The sequence below is a fragment of the Acrocarpospora phusangensis genome (assembly GCF_016862995.1).
GTDB lineage: Bacteria > Actinomycetota > Actinomycetes > Streptosporangiales > Streptosporangiaceae > Acrocarpospora > Acrocarpospora phusangensis.
Genome location: NZ_BOOA01000049.1, coordinates 12340 through 27201, shown reverse-complemented (window position 1 = coordinate 27201; position 14862 = coordinate 12340). Strand labels below are relative to the sequence as shown.

Here is a 14862-nt window from a genome sequence, read left to right as displayed (position 1 = left end):
CCCTCGTCGGCGATCGGCCGACCGCTCCTGGGTATGGTGACACCGTCGCCCCTGGTCTATCGAGGAGGCCCGCGCATGTCCAGTTCCGTCATCGTCGCCGGAGCACGTACCCCCATCGGGCGGCTGCTCGGCTCGCTGGCCGGTCAGTCGGCCGCCGAGCTCGGCGGGATCGCCATCAAGGCCGCGCTGGAACGGGCCGGTGTCGCGCCGTCGGACGTACAGTACGTGATCATGGGGCAGGTGCTCCAGGCCGGTGCCGGGCAGATCCCGTCACGGCAGGCCGCGGTCCTGGCCGGGATCCCGATGAGCGTGCCGTCGCTCACGATCAACAAGGTCTGCCTGTCCGGGCTGGACGCGATCGCGCTGGCCGCCCAGCTGATCCGGGCCGGCGAGTTCGACATCGTGGTGGCGGGCGGCATGGAGTCCATGACCAACGCCCCGCACCTCCTCCCCGGCCTGCGCAAGGGCGTCAAGTACGGCTCCGCCGAGATCCTGGACGCGACCGCCGTGGACGGCCTGACCGACTCCTTCGACCAGATCTCCATGGGCGAGTCGACCGAGCGGCACAACGCGCGCTTCGGCATCACCCGCGAGGAGCAGGACGCCTTCGCGGCCCGCTCCCACCAGCTGGCCGCCGCCGCGGCCAAGAACGGCCTCTTCGAGGACGAGATCGTCCCCGTCCCCATCCCGCAGCGCAAGGGCGACCCCGTCCCGTTCACGGTGGACGAGGGCGTACGGCCCGAGACCACCGAGGCGATCCTCGCCAACCTGCGCCCCGCCTTCACCGGGGACGGCACGATCACGGCCGGATCGGCCTCCCAGGTCTCCGACGGCGCGTGCGCGGTCGTGGTGATGTCCAGGAGCAAGGCCGAGGAGCTCGGCCTCACCTGGCTGGCCGAGATCGGCGCCCACGGCAACGTGGCCGGTCCCGACAACGCGCTCCACTCCCAGCCCGCCAACGCCATCGCGCACGCGCTCGGCAAGCAGGGCCTGACCGTGGCCGACCTCGACCTGGTCGAGATCAACGAGGCGTTCGCCCAGGTGGTGCTCCAGTCGGCGAAGGAGCTCGGGCTGTCACTCGACAAGATCAACGTCAACGGCGGGGGCATCGCGATCGGCCACCCGATCGGGGCGTCCGGCGCGCGCATCGTGCTCACCCTCGCGCACGAGCTGCGCCGCCGCGGTGGCGGTCTCGGCGCGGCCGCGCTGTGCGGCGGCGGCGGCCAGGGCGACGCGCTGATCATCCGCGTTCCCGCGTGACCGGCCTGGCCGACGACGTCCTGGCCGGCCGGCCGCGCGCCGTCGCCCGCGCCATCTCGCTGGTGGAGAACGCCGGCGCGGGCCTGCGCGAGCTCATCGCGGAGCTCGGCACGCGGCAGCCGTACCGGGCGAAGGTGGTGGGGCTGACCGGGTCGCCGGGGGTGGGGAAGTCCACCTCGACCGGCACGCTGATCGAGGCGGCGCGCAAGCGCGGCGAGAAGGTCGGCGTGCTGGCGGTGGATCCGTCCTCGCCGTTCACGGGGGGCGCGCTGCTCGGCGACCGGGTGCGCATGCAGGAGCACGCGACCGACTCCGGGGTGTTCATCCGGTCCATGGCCACGCGCGGGCATCTGGGCGGGCTGGCCTGGGCGGTGCCGCAGGCCATCCGGGTGCTGGACGCCGCCGGGTACGACCTGATCCTGGTCGAGACCGTCGGGGTGGGGCAGGCCGAGGTGGACGTGGCCTCGCTGGCCGACTCCACGATCGTGCTGCTGGCGCCGGGTATGGGCGACGGCGTGCAGGCCGCGAAGGCCGGCATCCTGGAGATCGCCGACGTGTTCGTGGTGAACAAGGCCGACCGGGAGGGCGCGCAGGCGACGATCCGGGAGCTGCGGAACATGGTCGCGCTGTCCACCGCCTCGTGGCGCCCGCCGATCGTGCCGACCGTGGCCGTACGGGGCGAGGGCGTGGCCGACGTCGTCGCCGCGCTGGACGCGCACGCCACCTACCTGGCGGAGTCGGGTCAGGGCCGCAAACGCAGGCTGGCCAGGGCACGGGACGAGATCGAGGTGATCGTGCTGGCCGAGCTGCGGGCGCGGATCGGCGGGCGGGTGCACGGGCTCGAGCGGCTGGAGGTGATGGCGGCGCGGGTGCTGGCGGGGGAGGTCGATCCGTACACGGCCGCGGACCAGGTCATCGCGTCGCTCTAGCTTTTCCCAGCCCTTGTTCACCCTCGCTTAACCCCTCCTCCCTACCTTCGGGCCATGAAGTGGAAGCAGGTTCTGAACTCGACCCTGGAAGGGGTCACCGGTTACGCCATCAAACGGGTCCGGCTCCCGGCCAAGCCCGTGCCGCCGCTGCCGCCCCGGATGCCCGATGACAGGATCCGCGGCCCGGTGGACCCGGCGGCCGACCGGCTGCTGCGCCAGCCGGTGTTCCTGCTGGCCTCCGTGCGTTCGGGTTCGACCCTGCTGCGGGTGATGCTGAACAGCCACTCCCACCTGCACGCCCCGCACGAGACGCACTTCCGGCGGATGACCGTCAACCTGCCCACCGACCCGCTCCAGCAGGCGCTGACCGCGCTCGGCCACACCCACAGCGACGTCGAGCACATCCTGTGGGACCGCATGCTCCACCGGGAGCTGCTGCGCAGCGGCAAGAAGATCCTGGTGGAGAAGACCCCGAGCAACGTCTTCGCGTGGAAGCGCATCGCCACCTGCTGGCCGGACGCCCGTTTCATCTACCTGATCAGGCATCCGCTGTCCATCGCCACCTCCTGGCACGAGGCCGACCCGGAGGCCAGGCCCATGTCGGAGGCGATCCCGCACGCCCTCAGGTACGCCACCTACCTGGAGGAGGCCCGGCAGAAGGTGGGCGGCCTGACCGTCACGTACGAGAGGCTCACGAGCGACCCGGAGGGTGAGCTCCGGGCCATCTGCGACCGCCTCGGCGTGCCGTGGGAGCCCGGCATGCTCCGGTACGGCGACCACGACCACGGCACCTTCGTGAAGGGCATCGGCGACTGGCGCGACAAGATCCAGACCGGTACGGTCCAGCCCGGCCGCCCGCTCCCCGCCCCCGCCGAGGTCCCCGAGGAACTACGCGAGATCGCCGCCAAGTGGGGCTATCTCTAGGGCTCGTCCGTGTACGTGACGGTGACCTTCGTGAAGCCGAGCGCCTTGAGCATGTTCTCCAGCATCGTCTTGGTGTTGGCGTCGGCGCGGGCGCGCAGGTCGCTGGCGACGGCCGCCTCGGCGATCTTCTTCTCGGCGAGCACGTAGAGCTCCTGCTGGTTGCCGGGCGAGTCGGACAGGAACTCCCCGACCCGGTCCAGCAGGCCGCGCTCCTGGTGGTAGACGTAGGAGCGTTTGTTGTCCAGGTTGGGCTTCTCCAGCTGGGCGCGCGGGAGCCGTACCGTCACCGAGGTGCGGTCGGGGGAGACGGTGATGGCGTCCTTGCCCAGGCCGCCGAACTCGACGTAGGCGTCCACGTTGCCGGCGCCGACGAAGAGCGTGCGGGTGCCCTTGATGGCGTCGGGCAGGAAGTCGGCGTCCTTCTCCAGATCCACCACGACCTGGAAGTTGCCGGTCGCGGCCTCGAAGCGGCTGAGGTTGTGGATGGACTGGAGCAGCACCGGCTGGCTGCGGTCGATGGTGGTCTCGCCGAACGGGTCCAGCCAGGACCAGGCCAGGCGGGCACCCACGAGCAGCAGCAGCGCGACGAAGAGCACTCCGGCCAGCCGCCGCCAGCCACGGCGCGAGCTGCGCGTGACGGGGGTCGGCTCGGTCAGGGGAGCGCGGGTCTGGCGGTTCACGAAGGGACATCTTCCCGCTAACCGGCGGCTATCACATCGCGGGGGACGGCATTCCGCCCGGTTCCCACCGGCTCGGCCCCGCGGGCATGAGCGGGGTCGGGCTGGGCCTCGGCGCGTACGTGAACCCGCCGAAGTGGCCGGCGCTCAACCGGCAGCCCGCGAAGTCGGCGTAGAACATGCGCAGCCACTCGCGCCGCTGCTCCTCGCTCAGCCCGGAGAACCAGGTGGAGGCGTTCTGGTGCGCCGCCAGCGGCCCGGCCGGCAGCGGCTCCCCGCGCAGCCAGGCGGCCACGATCGCGCGATACCCGCCGGCCACGGCGTCGGCGCACGGCCGCGACAGCCGTTCCACGAACTCGGCGGCGGCGCGGTCGGCGTAGCCGGCGTCCAGGTCGTCCACGTGGATGGGGATCACGCCCTGCGGCGCGTCCCCCGCGGCCAGCCGGGAGCGCTGCTCGACCCGCTGGAACGCGGCGGGCGTGCCGGACAGCCGGGCCGCGATGCCGGTGAACGCGCTGCCCAGCTCGGTCAGCCCGCCGCGCATGCCCGGATGCACGCACACCGTGATCGGCCACTCCTGGCAGCTGTAGACCACCTTCTGCGCGGTCGCGAACGGCCGCGGCTCGGCCAGCAGCCGGGCCACCCCGGTGCCCGCCGTCAGCACCGCGACCATCGCCGCCGCGAGCGCCAGCCGCTGCCGCGTCACCGCCGCCGCCCAGCCGAGCAGCAGCGCCGCGCTGATCCCGAGCAGCCACAGCGTCTGGTTGAGGAACGCCCCGGCGCTCAGCCCCTGGAACAGGTCGTACGGCTCGGGCGTGGCCGGCGCCAGCCGATCCGCCCACCCGGACCCGTCCGCGATCCAGGTGAACAGCGCGTACGTCCCGGTCCCCGCCAGCAGCGGCGTGATCGCGTACGGCACGCCCCAGCCCAGCATCCAGCCGAGCACGACGTACAGCGCCAGCCCGGCGGCGCCCATGGCGAGACCGCTCGGCAGCAGCCGGCCGGCCTGCTCGCTCAGCACCGCGCGCAGCGTCAGCAGCAGCACGGTGGCCCCGAAGGAGCCCGTCACCACGGCCAGGATGGCCAGCGGCGCCTTCAACGCCCGCCACGCGGTCAGCTCGCCCCGGATCGCCCGGTGTTTGCGGACCGCCACCCAGGCGGCGAACGCCGCCGCGACCGGGCCGGTCAGCCGGAGCGAGCCGATCACCGCGACCATGACGTTGTCCCAGACCATCACGCCGGGAATGAGGACGCTCCACGCCGCCACCAGGCCGAGCACCATCAGCACGGTCACCGTGACGATCGCGCTGTTCTTCAGCTCCTCGCGTGAGACGCCCCTATGCTCACGCACGGCCCAGCCATGTCGCCGCCCTGCCCATCAAGCACCCCCCGTGCCTGTGCGAGTCGTCGTGACCGCCCTGCCGCGCCAGTTCCCCGTGGCGCGGGGCGAGTTTGCCGTCGCCTCACTGTTCGAGATGACAACCATAACGGAGCGTGATGTTTGGTGGAGGGATTCCCTGGTCAAGGAATGAGTTTGGTCACGCTACGTGAAGTGCGAATCCGGACGATCGCCGCGCTACGGTAACGCTGTGCCTCTCAACCTGCCGTTCGATCCCATCGAGCGCGCCGCCGGAACCTGGCGGGAGCGCTTCGGGCCCTCGTCCGCCATGGCGGCCGTCACCTCGATCATGAGAGCGCACCAGATCTTGCTCGCGCAACTGGACACGCTGCTCAAGCCGTACGATCTGACCTTCGCGCGCTACGAGGCGCTGGTGCTGCTCACCTTCAGCCGGGCCGGCGCGCTGCCGCTCTCCAAGATCGGGGAGCGGCTGATGGTGCATCCGACCAGCGTGACCAACACGGTGGACCGGCTGGAGCGGGCCGGCCTGGTGGTCCGCCGCCGCAACCCCAACGACGGGCGCGGCGTGCTCGCCGAGATCACCGACCAGGGCCGGGACGCCGTCCGCGCCGCCACCGCCGACCTGATGGCCGCCGACTTCGGCCTCGGCATGTACGGCGAGCACGACCTCGCCGAGATGTTCGACCTGCTCAGAACCCTCCGGGTGGCGGCGGGCGACTTCGCGGAGGCGCCCGGCAACGCCTGACCGGTGCTGGCGCTTATTACTAGGACGTCCTAGTATTTCGGCTATGGACGACATCGAGGCCGGACGCGCCCGCTGGCAGGCCAGGTACGACGCGGCGAGCAGGCGCGACCGCGAGTTCAAGACCCTGTCCGGCATCTCGGTCGACCCGGTCTACGGGCCCGGCCACCCCGATCCCCGGTTCGAGCGGATCGGGTGGCCGGGGGAGTATCCGTACACCCGGGGGCTGCACCCGACCGGCTACCGGGGGCGGCCCTGGACGATCCGCCAGTTCGCCGGGTTCGGGAACGCCCGCCAGACCAACGAGCGGTACAAGATGATCCTCGGCGCGGGCGGCGGCGGCCTCTCGGTCGCCTTCGACATGCCGACCCTGATGGGCCGCGACTCCGACGACGCCCGCTCGCTCGGCGAGGTCGGCCACTGCGGCGTGGCGATCGACTCGGCCCTCGACATGGACCTGCTCTTCGACGGCATCCCGCTGGGCGAGGTCACCACGTCCATGACCATCAGCGGCCCGGCCGTGCCGATCTTCTGCATGTACGTGGTGGCGGCCGAGCGCCAGGGCGTACCGCTGCGGCAGCTGAACGGGACGCTGCAGACCGACATCTTCAAGGAGTACATCGCGCAGAAGGAGTGGCTGTTCGCCCCCGAGCCGCACCTGCGCCTGATCGGCGACCTGATGGAGTTCTGCGCCCGCGAGGTGCCCGCCTACAAGCCGCTGTCGGTCTCCGGCTACCACATCAGGGAGGCGGGCTCCACCGCCGCCCAGGAGCTGGCCTTCACCCTCGCCGACGGCTTCGGCTACGTCGAGCTGGGTCTGTCCCGCGGCCTGGACGTGGACGTCTTCGCGCCCGGCCTGTCCTTCTTCTTCGACGCGCACATCGACTTCTTCGAGGAGATCGCCAAGTTCCGCGCCGCCCGCCGCATCTGGGCCCGCTGGATGCGCGAGGTGTACGGCGCACGCACCGAGAAGGCCCAGTGGCTGCGCTTCCACACCCAGACCGCCGGCGTCTCGCTCACCGCGCAGCAGCCCGACAACAACATCGTCAGGACCGCCGTCGAGGCCCTGGCCGCGGTCCTGGGCGGCACCCAGTCGCTGCACACCAACGCGCTGGACGAGGTGCTGGCCCTGCCGTCCGAGAAGGCCGCCGAGATCGCCCTCCGCACCCAGCAGGTGATCATGGAGGAGACCGAGGTGGTCAACGTGGTCGACCCCCTCGGCGGCTCCTGGTACGTGGAGGCCCTCACCGACCGCCTGGAGGCCGAGGCCGAGGAGATCTTCACCAAGATCCGCGACATGGGCACCGGCGACATCACCTCCGGCCTGCTGCGCGGCATCGAGGACGGCTGGTTCATGGCCGAGATCGCCGAGGCCGCCTTCGACTACCAGCGGCAGCTGGAGAAGGGGGAGAAGCGGGTGGTCGGGGTGAACTGCCACACCGGGACCACCGAGCAGCCGCTGGAGATCCTGCGGGTCAGCCACGAGGTGGAGGCCGAGCAGCGGCGGGTGCTGGCCGAGCGCCGGGCCGGGCGTGACCGGCAGGCCGTGGACGCGGCGCTGGCCGGCCTGCTGGCCGCGGCGCGGACCGAGCAGAACATGATCGAGCCGATGCTGGCGGCGGCCAGGGCCGAGGCCACCTTGGGCGAAATCTGCGATGTGCTCCGCGATGAATGGGGCACATACACCGAACCGCCGCGATTCTGACCGCCCAGATCCGAGGGGATGGAACGTGCTCCCCCCGGGATGCGGCAGGATTGGGGTATGGCAGCGGACTTCTCTCGACCTGGATCGCTCTACGGCGCCGTGGACCTCGGCGCGCGCAAGCAGGCGCTGGAGGCGCAGGCCCGGCGCGAGGCGGCGGCCAAGAACCCCGCGGCGCCCGGCACGCCCGAGCTCATCGAGCCGACCGCGGCGACCTTCACCGCGGAGGTGGTGGAGCGCTCGATGAGCGTTCCGGTCATCGTCGAGGCCACCGTGCCGAGGGCCGAGCAGGTCCAGCAGTTCAGCCTGGCCATGGAGAAGCTGGCCGCCGAGGCCGGCGGGTCCTGGCTGCTGGCCCGGGTGGACGTGGAGGCCAACCCCGAGCTGGCGCAGGCCCTGCGGATGCGCGCGGTGCCGACCGTCTACCTGGCGGTGCAGGGCCAGCTGATGCCGCTGTTCGAGGGCCCGCTGCCGGAGGCGCAGCTGCGCCAGGCGCTCACCCAGGTCTTCGAGCAGCTCGGCGTGGAGCTGGGCCCGCCCGCCGCGCCGGGTGAGGAGGGCCCCGCCGAGCCGCCCGTGGACCCCGACCTGCTCGCCGCCGACATGGCGATCGAGGACGGCGACCTGGACGCCGCCGAGGCCGCCTTCGGCCGCCTGCTGGCCCGCTCCCCGAACGACGAGGAGGCCAAGATCGGCCTCGCCGGGGTCGGCCTGGTCCGCCGCACCACCGGCCTGAACCCCGCCGACGTGCTCGGCCGGGCCGCCGACGCGTCCGCCGACGTCGTGCTCCAGACGCAGGCCGCCGACGTGGAGATGCTCGCGGGCGAGGTGGACGCCGCCTTCACCCGGCTCATCGGCGTGGTGCGCCGCACCGCGGGCGACGACCGCGACAAGGCCCGCCGCCACCTGCTCGGCCTGTTCGACACCCTCCCGGCGGACGACCCCGCGGTGGCGAAAGCCCGCAGGGGCCTGGCCTCGGCGCTCTTCTAGCCACATTTCGGCCCGATGCAGTCCGCGAGAGGTGGCACGATAGGTCCACACCCAATGCGCAAAGGAGCGGATTGACGTGGCCACCGTGCCGAGTGTTTCTTATTCGATCACCGTCAGACTCGAGGTTCCCGCCGGGGGCAAGGCCGTCAGCCTGCTGACCCACGCGGTGGAGAACGCCGGCGGGATCGTCACCGCTCTCGACGTGACCAACGCGGGTCACGAGAAGTTGCGCATCGACGTGACCTGCGCCGCCAGGGACACCGACCACGCGCAGGCGATCGTGGACGGGCTCGGCGCGATCGAGGGCGTGGTCATCCACAAGGTCTCCGACCGGACCTTCCTCATGCACCTCGGCGGCAAGATCGAGATGCAGTCCAAGGTCCCGCTGCGCAACCGTGACGAGCTGTCCATGGCGTACACGCCGGGGGTGGCCCGGGTGAGCATGGCCATCGCGCGCAACCCGGAGGACGCGCGGCGCCTGACCATCAAGCGGAACTCGGTGGCCGTGGTCACCGACGGGTCGGCCGTGCTCGGGCTGGGCAACATCGGGCCCGCCGCCGCGCTGCCGGTGATGGAGGGCAAGGCGGCGCTGTTCAAGCGGTTCGCCGGGATCGACGCCTGGCCGATCTGCCTGGACACCCAGGACGTGGACGAGATCGTCTCCATCGTCCGGGCCATCGCCCCCGGGTTCGGCGGGATCAACCTGGAGGACATCTCCGCGCCGCGCTGCTTCGAGGTGGAACGCCGGCTGCGCGAGTTGCTGGACATCCCGGTCTTCCACGACGACCAGCATGGGACCGCGATCGTGGTGCTGGCGGCGCTCACCAACGCGCTGCGGGTGGTGCGCAAGGAGCTGGCCGACGTGCGCATCACGCTGGCGGGCGCGGGCGCGGCCGGGACCGCCGTGCTGCGGCTGCTGCTCGCGGCCGGGGCCCGGCACGTGGTCGTCTGCGACTACCTGGGCGCGGTGCACCTGGGGCGCGACGACCTGGACGACTCGCTGCGCTGGATCGCCGAGCACACCAACGCCGAGGGCTACTCCGGCGACCTGCGCGGCGCGGTGAAGGGCGCGGACGTGTTCATCGGCGTCTCCGCTCCCGGCATCCTGACCGGCGACGACGTGGCCATGATGGCGCCGGACTCGGTGGTCTTCGCGCTGGCCAACCCCGAGCCCGAGGTGTCCCCCGACGACGCCCGCGAGCACGCGGCCGTGGTCGCGACCGGCCGGTCCGACTACCCGAACCAGATCAACAACGTGCTGGCCTTCCCCGGGGTGTTCCGCGGGCTGCTGGACGCGCAGGCCGACGGCGTCACGCAGGACATGCTGCTGGCCGCCGCCCGGGCGCTGGCCGCCGTGGTGACCAGCGAGGAGCTGGGTCCCAACTACATCGTGCCCAGCGTGTTCCACCCGGATGTGGCGAACGCGGTGGCCGCCGCGGTGCGTGAGTCCGCGGGTGGGAAGGCGCGGGGGTTCACCGAGGCGTGATCACCGGGTCTGGCGTGGCCAGATGCCGGCGTACCACCAGAAGATGGCGCCGGTGATGAGCAGGCCGATCGCGGTGGCGAGCCTGCCGTACAGGCGGGTCGCGGGGCCGGTGAAGGGGAGCCGGGCGCGGCAGTGGGATTCGACCGTGTAGTTGGCCGTGCCCTGGCCGGCCAGCTGGACGGAGATCTTCGAGGCGGCGTCCGGCGGGATCTTGACCTTGACGGTGCGCCGGGAGTTGGGGCTGAGGAGGCCGTCCTGGACGTACTCGCCGTCGCGGTAGATGGTGAAACCGACCTGGCCGTGGCCCGCGCCGGCCGCCATGGTGACGCTCGACTTACTCGCCGGACACTCAGCCCTGTCCTGTACGGACAAGTCCACCAGGGGCGGCGCCGCCGCCCCCGCGACGGCTGGCAGGCCCATGGCCAGCCCGAACGGCAACAGGAGCACCGCGACCTTCAGCATGATCCCCCCGAATCATGATCCATGCTACGTACAGTGCCCATATGTGTGCAATTCGTAACATAGAGTGACGGGTCATGGTGACGTGCGCGATTAGTCCTTCCTGCCTCATCATGGATGTATGGCGGACGCGATCTACGTCGGCGGGTTGCTCGTAGCGACGCCACTGCTCGACGACCCGAACTTCCGGCGTAGCGTGGTGCTCGTCCTGGAGCACGACGACGACGGCGGCACCCTCGGCGTGGTCCTCAACCGTCCGAGCGACATCACCGTCACCCAGGTCCTCCCGGTCTGGGACGCGCTCGTCTCCGGCCCCTCGGTCCTCTTCGAGGGCGGACCGGTCCAGACCGACAGCGCGCTGGCGCTGGCCGCCGTCCGCAGCGGCGAGGAACCGCTGGGCTGGCGGCGCCTGCACTCCGGCCGCCCCGCCGTCTCCCGCCTCGGCACGGTCGACCTCGACGCGCCCCCCGAGATCCTGGCCGGCGAGATCTCCCAGATGCGCATCTTCGCCGGGTACGCCGGCTGGACCAGCGGCCAGCTGGAGAACGAGGTCCAGGAAGGCGCCTGGTACGTCGTCGACTCGGAACCCGGGGACACGTTTCATCCGGACCCCTCCACGCTCTGGCGCTCGGTCCTGCGCCGCCAGCAGGGCGAGCTGGCCATGGTCGCCACCTACCCGGACGACCCCAAGCTCAACTGAGGTTCCCGCCTACTCGTCCCAGCCCGGCCGCAGGGACTGCCCCGCGACGACCAGCGTTTCGTCCAGGCGCCTGGCCAGGGCCGCGACGTCGCGTATCTCGCCCGGCCCGCACTGCTCGAAGCAGGTCCGCGCGACCGCCGCGAACAGCGCGAGCACGAAGTGTGAGCGCAGGTCGTCGGCGCCCCTGCGGCGGGTGATCTCGGCCAGCAGCCGCTGCTCGTGGGCCATCATCAGCCGCGCCTGCCCGGCCACGAGCGCCGGATGGCGGTCCCGCAGCTCGCACGTCTTCGCGAACCGCTCGTGATCGGCCTCGTCGTTGTGGCCGACGGTGGCCAGCGCCGCCCGCATGGCCTGCGACATCGCGGTAAAGGGGGACTCGGCGTCGGGCCGGGCGGACAGCTCCGCTACAAATATGTCCAGGGCGTCGGCCTGCAGAGCCAGCGCGACGTCCTCCTTCGAAGCGAAGTACCGGAAGAACGTCCGCGGTGAGACGTCCACGCTCGCCGCGATCTGATCGATGGTCGTGGCCTCGTACCCGCGTGCGAGGAACAGGTCGAGCGCCGCGTCGATCAATGCCAGCCGCGTCTTCTGCTTCTTGCGCTCGCGCAGACCCATCCCTGTCACCTCCCTGAAACCCAAAGTTCACGAACTGCCGATTGTCACCTTATGTCGGATAAAAGGATTTGTCATCTGGCAGAGGCTGACATAAATTACGACACGTTGACTTCTACTTGGGGGGTATCCCGTCATGGCCCAAGCACTGGCCGCACCATCCGAGGCGCCGGCGAAACCCGGCCAGGGCCGGCCCTGGCTGACCCTGCTGGCCGTCTCGCTCGGCGTGATCATGGTGATGCTGGACGGCACCGTCGTCGCCATCGCCAACCCGGTCATCGGCCAGGAGCTCGGGGCCTCCCTGGCCGACCTGCAGTGGGTCACCAGCGGCTACCTGCTCGCCCTGGCGGTCTTCCTGATCACGGCCGGCAAGCTGGGCGACCTGTTCGGGCACAAGCGCGTCTTCCTGATCGGCGTGGCCGGCTTCGCGCTGACCTCGCTGGCCATCGGCCTGACCTCCTCGGTGGAAGCCCTGATCGCGTTCCGCGTGCTGCAGGGCCTGTTCGGCGCGCTGCTCCAGCCCGCCGCGCTGGCGCTGCTCCGGCTCGCCTTCCCCGGTGACCGGCTCAACATGGCCATGGGAGCGTGGGGCGGCATCATCGGTCTGTCCAGTGCCGCCGGGCCGATCGTCGGCGGCCTGCTGGTGGAGAACGTGAGCTGGCAGTCGGTGTTCTTCATCAACGTGCCGGTGGGCGCGGTGGCGCTGGCCATGGGCCTGTGGGTGCTGCGGGACGGCCGTACGCGGCTGCTCTCCCGGATCGACTGGCCGGGCGTGGTGCTGCTGTCGATCACGATGTTCTCGCTGGTCTGGGCCATCATCAAGGCGCCCGAGTGGGGCTGGGGCGACACCGGGACGCTCGCCTTCCTGGCCGTGACCGTGGTGGTCGGCGCGGCGTTCCTGTTCTGGCAGAGCCGGGCCAAGGAGCCGCTGCTCCCGCTCACCCTGTTCAAGAACGCGTCGTTCTCCATCGGCACCGGCCTGATGATCCTGATGGCCTTCTCGATGTTCGGCGCGATGTTCTTCCTCACCTTCTTCTTCCAGGGCGTGCACGGGCTGACCCCGCTGGAGTCGGGCATCCGCATGCTCCCCATGAGCGCCGGCATGATCGTCGCGTCCCCGCTGGCGGGTGTGCTGATCGGCAAGCTCGGGCCGCGCATCCCGATCGCGGGCGGCATGCTCATCACCGCCACGGCCATGTTCCTGATGTCCCGGCTGAGCATCGAGGCCGCGTTCATCGACAGCGCCATCCCGTTCGCCCTGCTCGCCTTCGGCCTGTCCCCGGTGTTCGTCGGCGCGACCGAGATCATCGTGGGCAACGCGCCGCAGGAGCTGGCCGGCGTGGCCGGCGGCGTGCAGAACTCGGCCATGCAGGTCGGCGGCGCCCTCGGCACCGCCATCCTCGGCGCCGTCGTCGCCGCCAAGGTCTCCGACGTGTACGCCGGCTACCTCGGCCCGGCCGCCGCCACCATCCCGCCGGACCAGCTTGAGGGCCTGAAGGGCCTGGCCTCGGTCGGCATGGCCCCGTCCGGGCTGCCCGAGCAGGTGGCCGGCGTCATCACCAACGCCTCGCACCTGTCCTTCATGGACGGCCTGCACCTCGGCTTCGTGGTGAGCACCGGCGTCGCCGTCGTGGCCGCCGTCCTGGCCCTGCTGGTCAAGGCCGGCCGCAAGACCGAGGGCGCCCCGGTCCACATCGGCTGATCTTCCATTTTCCGTACGGCTCTCGCCTTCGCGGGCGGGAGCCGTACCCGTACGCGCCGACTAAACTCGGTGCGATGAGCAGTACGAAGATTCTTCCCGAGAGCGATGTCACGCCGAACCTGTCGCACGGGGACGGCGACCACGAGCGTTTCTCGCACTACGCGGACGCGAACAAGATCACCGAGAGCTACGTGACCGGCATCCCGGTCCGCGCGCTCTGCGGCAAGGTCTGGACGCCCAGCCGGGACCCGAAGAAGTACCCGGTCTGCCCCGAGTGCAAGGAGATCTACGAGGGTCTCCCCTCCGGCGACGACGAGTGAGTGTCGATCCCCGCTGATCGTCCCCGATACGGCTAGCGTTTGGAGGCCGGACCGCCAGTCGTATCGGGGGAAATGAATGGCCCGGCGTACACTCGCCGTCTCTTTGGCATGCCTGTTCACGCTGGGCGTGGTGCCCGGTCCGGCCGCGGCCGACCGCGAGTGCCGGGCGTCGGCGGGCCGGTCGGGCCGGGGTGTGGAGCCTGATCCCGCCGAGATAGCCCGGGTCAACGAGTACGTGAAGGGGCGGCTGGCCAACCGCATGGTGGTCACCGCGATCACCGTGCCGCTCTGGGTGCACGCCCTCACCGACGGCGCGCGCGGCGCCTCGGACGCCGCCATCAAGAACCAGGTCGCGACCCTCAACTCCGCGTACGGCGGGCAGCTCGGCGGCGTCGACACCGGGATCAGGTTCGAGCTGCGCGGCATCACCAGGACCCGCAACCGCGAGTGGTTCCGCGACCCGCTCGGCCACGAGGACGCCATGAAGACCGGCCTGCGGCGCGGCAGTAGGGACACGCTCAACCTCTACGTCGGCCAGCTCAGCGAGCTGGTGCTGGGGTACTCCACCTATCCGCACTGGTACAAGAACTCCCCCCGGCTGGACGGCGTGGTCATCGACTGGCGCAGCCTCCCCGGCGGGGCGCTGCGCGACTACGACCGCGGCTTCACGGGAGTGCACGAGATCGGCCACTGGCTCGGCCTGCTGCACACCTTCGAGAACGGCTGCGAGGCCGCCGGCGACTCGGTGGCCGACACCCCCGCCCAGGGCCTTCCCACCGACGGCTGCCCGGAGGACAAGGACACCTGCCCGGCCATCCCGGGCACCGACCCCGTCCACAACTTCATGGACTACAGCCACGACCGGTGCATGTCCGAGTTCACGGCCGGCCAGGCCGCCCGGATGAAGGAGATGTGGACGGCCTACCGCCTGCCCAAGACCTGACCGGCGGGCGCATACCGAAAGCCCGGTCTGGATTGACTCCCGCGACTCCGGCGTGA

At 71.1% G+C, this 14862-nt stretch carries 15 protein-coding genes; 11 read left to right on the top strand and 4 right to left on the bottom strand.

Annotated elements, in window-relative coordinates:
- The first annotated feature begins 75 nt into the window (after positions 1–75).
- Genes Aph01nite_RS26600 through Aph01nite_RS26590 form a run of 3 tightly spaced genes read left to right on the top strand, consistent with a single transcriptional unit; the run spans position 76 to position 3113 of the window.
- The gene (locus Aph01nite_RS26600) at positions 76–1260 is read left to right on the top strand and encodes an acetyl-CoA C-acetyltransferase (protein WP_204043728.1); all 1185 of its coding nucleotides are present in this window, start codon (positions 76–78) and stop codon (positions 1258–1260) included.
- Complete coding sequence (gene meaB / locus Aph01nite_RS26595) at positions 1257–2189, top strand: methylmalonyl Co-A mutase-associated GTPase MeaB (RefSeq protein ID WP_204043727.1); 933 nt, start codon at positions 1257–1259, stop codon at positions 2187–2189. Before Aph01nite_RS26600 ends, meaB begins: the two co-directional genes overlap by 4 nt.
- A 54-nt stretch (positions 2190–2243) precedes the next feature.
- Complete coding sequence (locus tag Aph01nite_RS26590; RefSeq protein ID WP_204043726.1) at positions 2244–3113, top strand: sulfotransferase family protein; 870 nt, start codon at positions 2244–2246, stop codon at positions 3111–3113.
- Here the strand turns inward: Aph01nite_RS26590 and Aph01nite_RS26585 are convergent.
- Positions 3110–3793 (bottom strand): DUF4230 domain-containing protein, encoded by a 684-nt coding sequence (locus Aph01nite_RS26585; protein ID WP_239161997.1) that lies wholly within the window; start codon positions 3791–3793, stop codon positions 3110–3112. The two genes, Aph01nite_RS26590 and Aph01nite_RS26585, sit on opposite strands and share 4 nt — an antisense overlap.
- Positions 3794–3824: 31 nt before the next feature.
- Positions 3825–5141, bottom strand: a complete 1317-nt coding sequence (locus Aph01nite_RS26580; RefSeq protein ID WP_204043725.1) for a hypothetical protein — start codon at positions 5139–5141, stop codon at positions 3825–3827.
- Positions 5142–5379: 238 nt separating this feature from the next.
- On the opposite strand from Aph01nite_RS26580, the gene Aph01nite_RS26575 reads away from it, so the two are divergent.
- The 4 genes from Aph01nite_RS26575 (at position 5380) to Aph01nite_RS26560 (ending at position 10070) form a co-directional block, all read left to right on the top strand.
- A complete protein-coding gene (locus Aph01nite_RS26575) occupies positions 5380–5895 on the top strand; it encodes a MarR family winged helix-turn-helix transcriptional regulator (RefSeq protein ID WP_204043724.1) in 516 nt (171 codons plus the stop codon).
- A gap of 43 nt (positions 5896–5938) precedes the next feature.
- Positions 5939–7597: a coenzyme B12-dependent isobutyryl-CoA mutase large subunit gene (gene icmA / locus Aph01nite_RS26570; RefSeq protein ID WP_204043723.1), complete on the top strand. Its 1659-nt coding sequence runs from the start codon at positions 5939–5941 to the stop codon at positions 7595–7597.
- 57 nt (positions 7598–7654) lie between these two features.
- Complete coding sequence (locus tag Aph01nite_RS26565) at positions 7655–8584, top strand: tetratricopeptide repeat protein (RefSeq protein ID WP_204043722.1); 930 nt, start codon at positions 7655–7657, stop codon at positions 8582–8584.
- Positions 8585–8660: 76 nt separating this feature from the next.
- Entirely contained in the window at positions 8661–10070 is a 1410-nt protein-coding gene (locus Aph01nite_RS26560) for an NAD-dependent malic enzyme (RefSeq protein ID WP_204043721.1), read from the top strand.
- Here Aph01nite_RS26560 and Aph01nite_RS26555 read toward each other — a convergent pair whose 3' ends face one another.
- Complete coding sequence (locus tag Aph01nite_RS26555) at positions 10071–10532, bottom strand: hypothetical protein (protein ID WP_204043720.1); 462 nt, start codon at positions 10530–10532, stop codon at positions 10071–10073. It lies immediately after the preceding gene.
- Positions 10533–10650: 118 nt separating this feature from the next.
- Here Aph01nite_RS26555 and Aph01nite_RS26550 point away from each other — a divergent pair, with 118 nt between their 5' ends.
- Complete coding sequence (locus tag Aph01nite_RS26550; RefSeq protein ID WP_204043719.1) at positions 10651–11229, top strand: YqgE/AlgH family protein; 579 nt, start codon at positions 10651–10653, stop codon at positions 11227–11229.
- Positions 11230–11238: 9 nt separating this feature from the next.
- Here the strand turns inward: Aph01nite_RS26550 and Aph01nite_RS26545 are convergent, their stop codons facing one another.
- Positions 11239–11844, bottom strand: a complete 606-nt coding sequence (locus Aph01nite_RS26545; RefSeq protein WP_204043718.1) for a TetR/AcrR family transcriptional regulator — start codon at positions 11842–11844, stop codon at positions 11239–11241.
- 133 nt (positions 11845–11977) lie between these two features.
- On the opposite strand from Aph01nite_RS26545, the gene Aph01nite_RS26540 reads away from it, so the two are divergent.
- The 3 genes from Aph01nite_RS26540 (at position 11978) to Aph01nite_RS26530 (ending at position 14806) form a co-directional block, all read left to right on the top strand.
- Positions 11978–13543 (top strand): DHA2 family efflux MFS transporter permease subunit, encoded by a 1566-nt coding sequence (locus tag Aph01nite_RS26540; protein ID WP_204043717.1) that lies wholly within the window; start codon positions 11978–11980, stop codon positions 13541–13543.
- A gap of 74 nt (positions 13544–13617) precedes the next feature.
- Complete coding sequence (locus Aph01nite_RS26535) at positions 13618–13863, top strand: DUF3039 domain-containing protein (RefSeq protein ID WP_204043716.1); 246 nt, start codon at positions 13618–13620, stop codon at positions 13861–13863.
- Positions 13864–13966: 103 nt separating this feature from the next.
- The gene (locus Aph01nite_RS26530; RefSeq protein WP_204043715.1) at positions 13967–14806 is read left to right on the top strand and encodes a zinc metalloprotease; all 840 of its coding nucleotides are present in this window, start codon (positions 13967–13969) and stop codon (positions 14804–14806) included.
- The last annotated feature ends 56 nt before the right edge of the window (positions 14807–14862 follow it).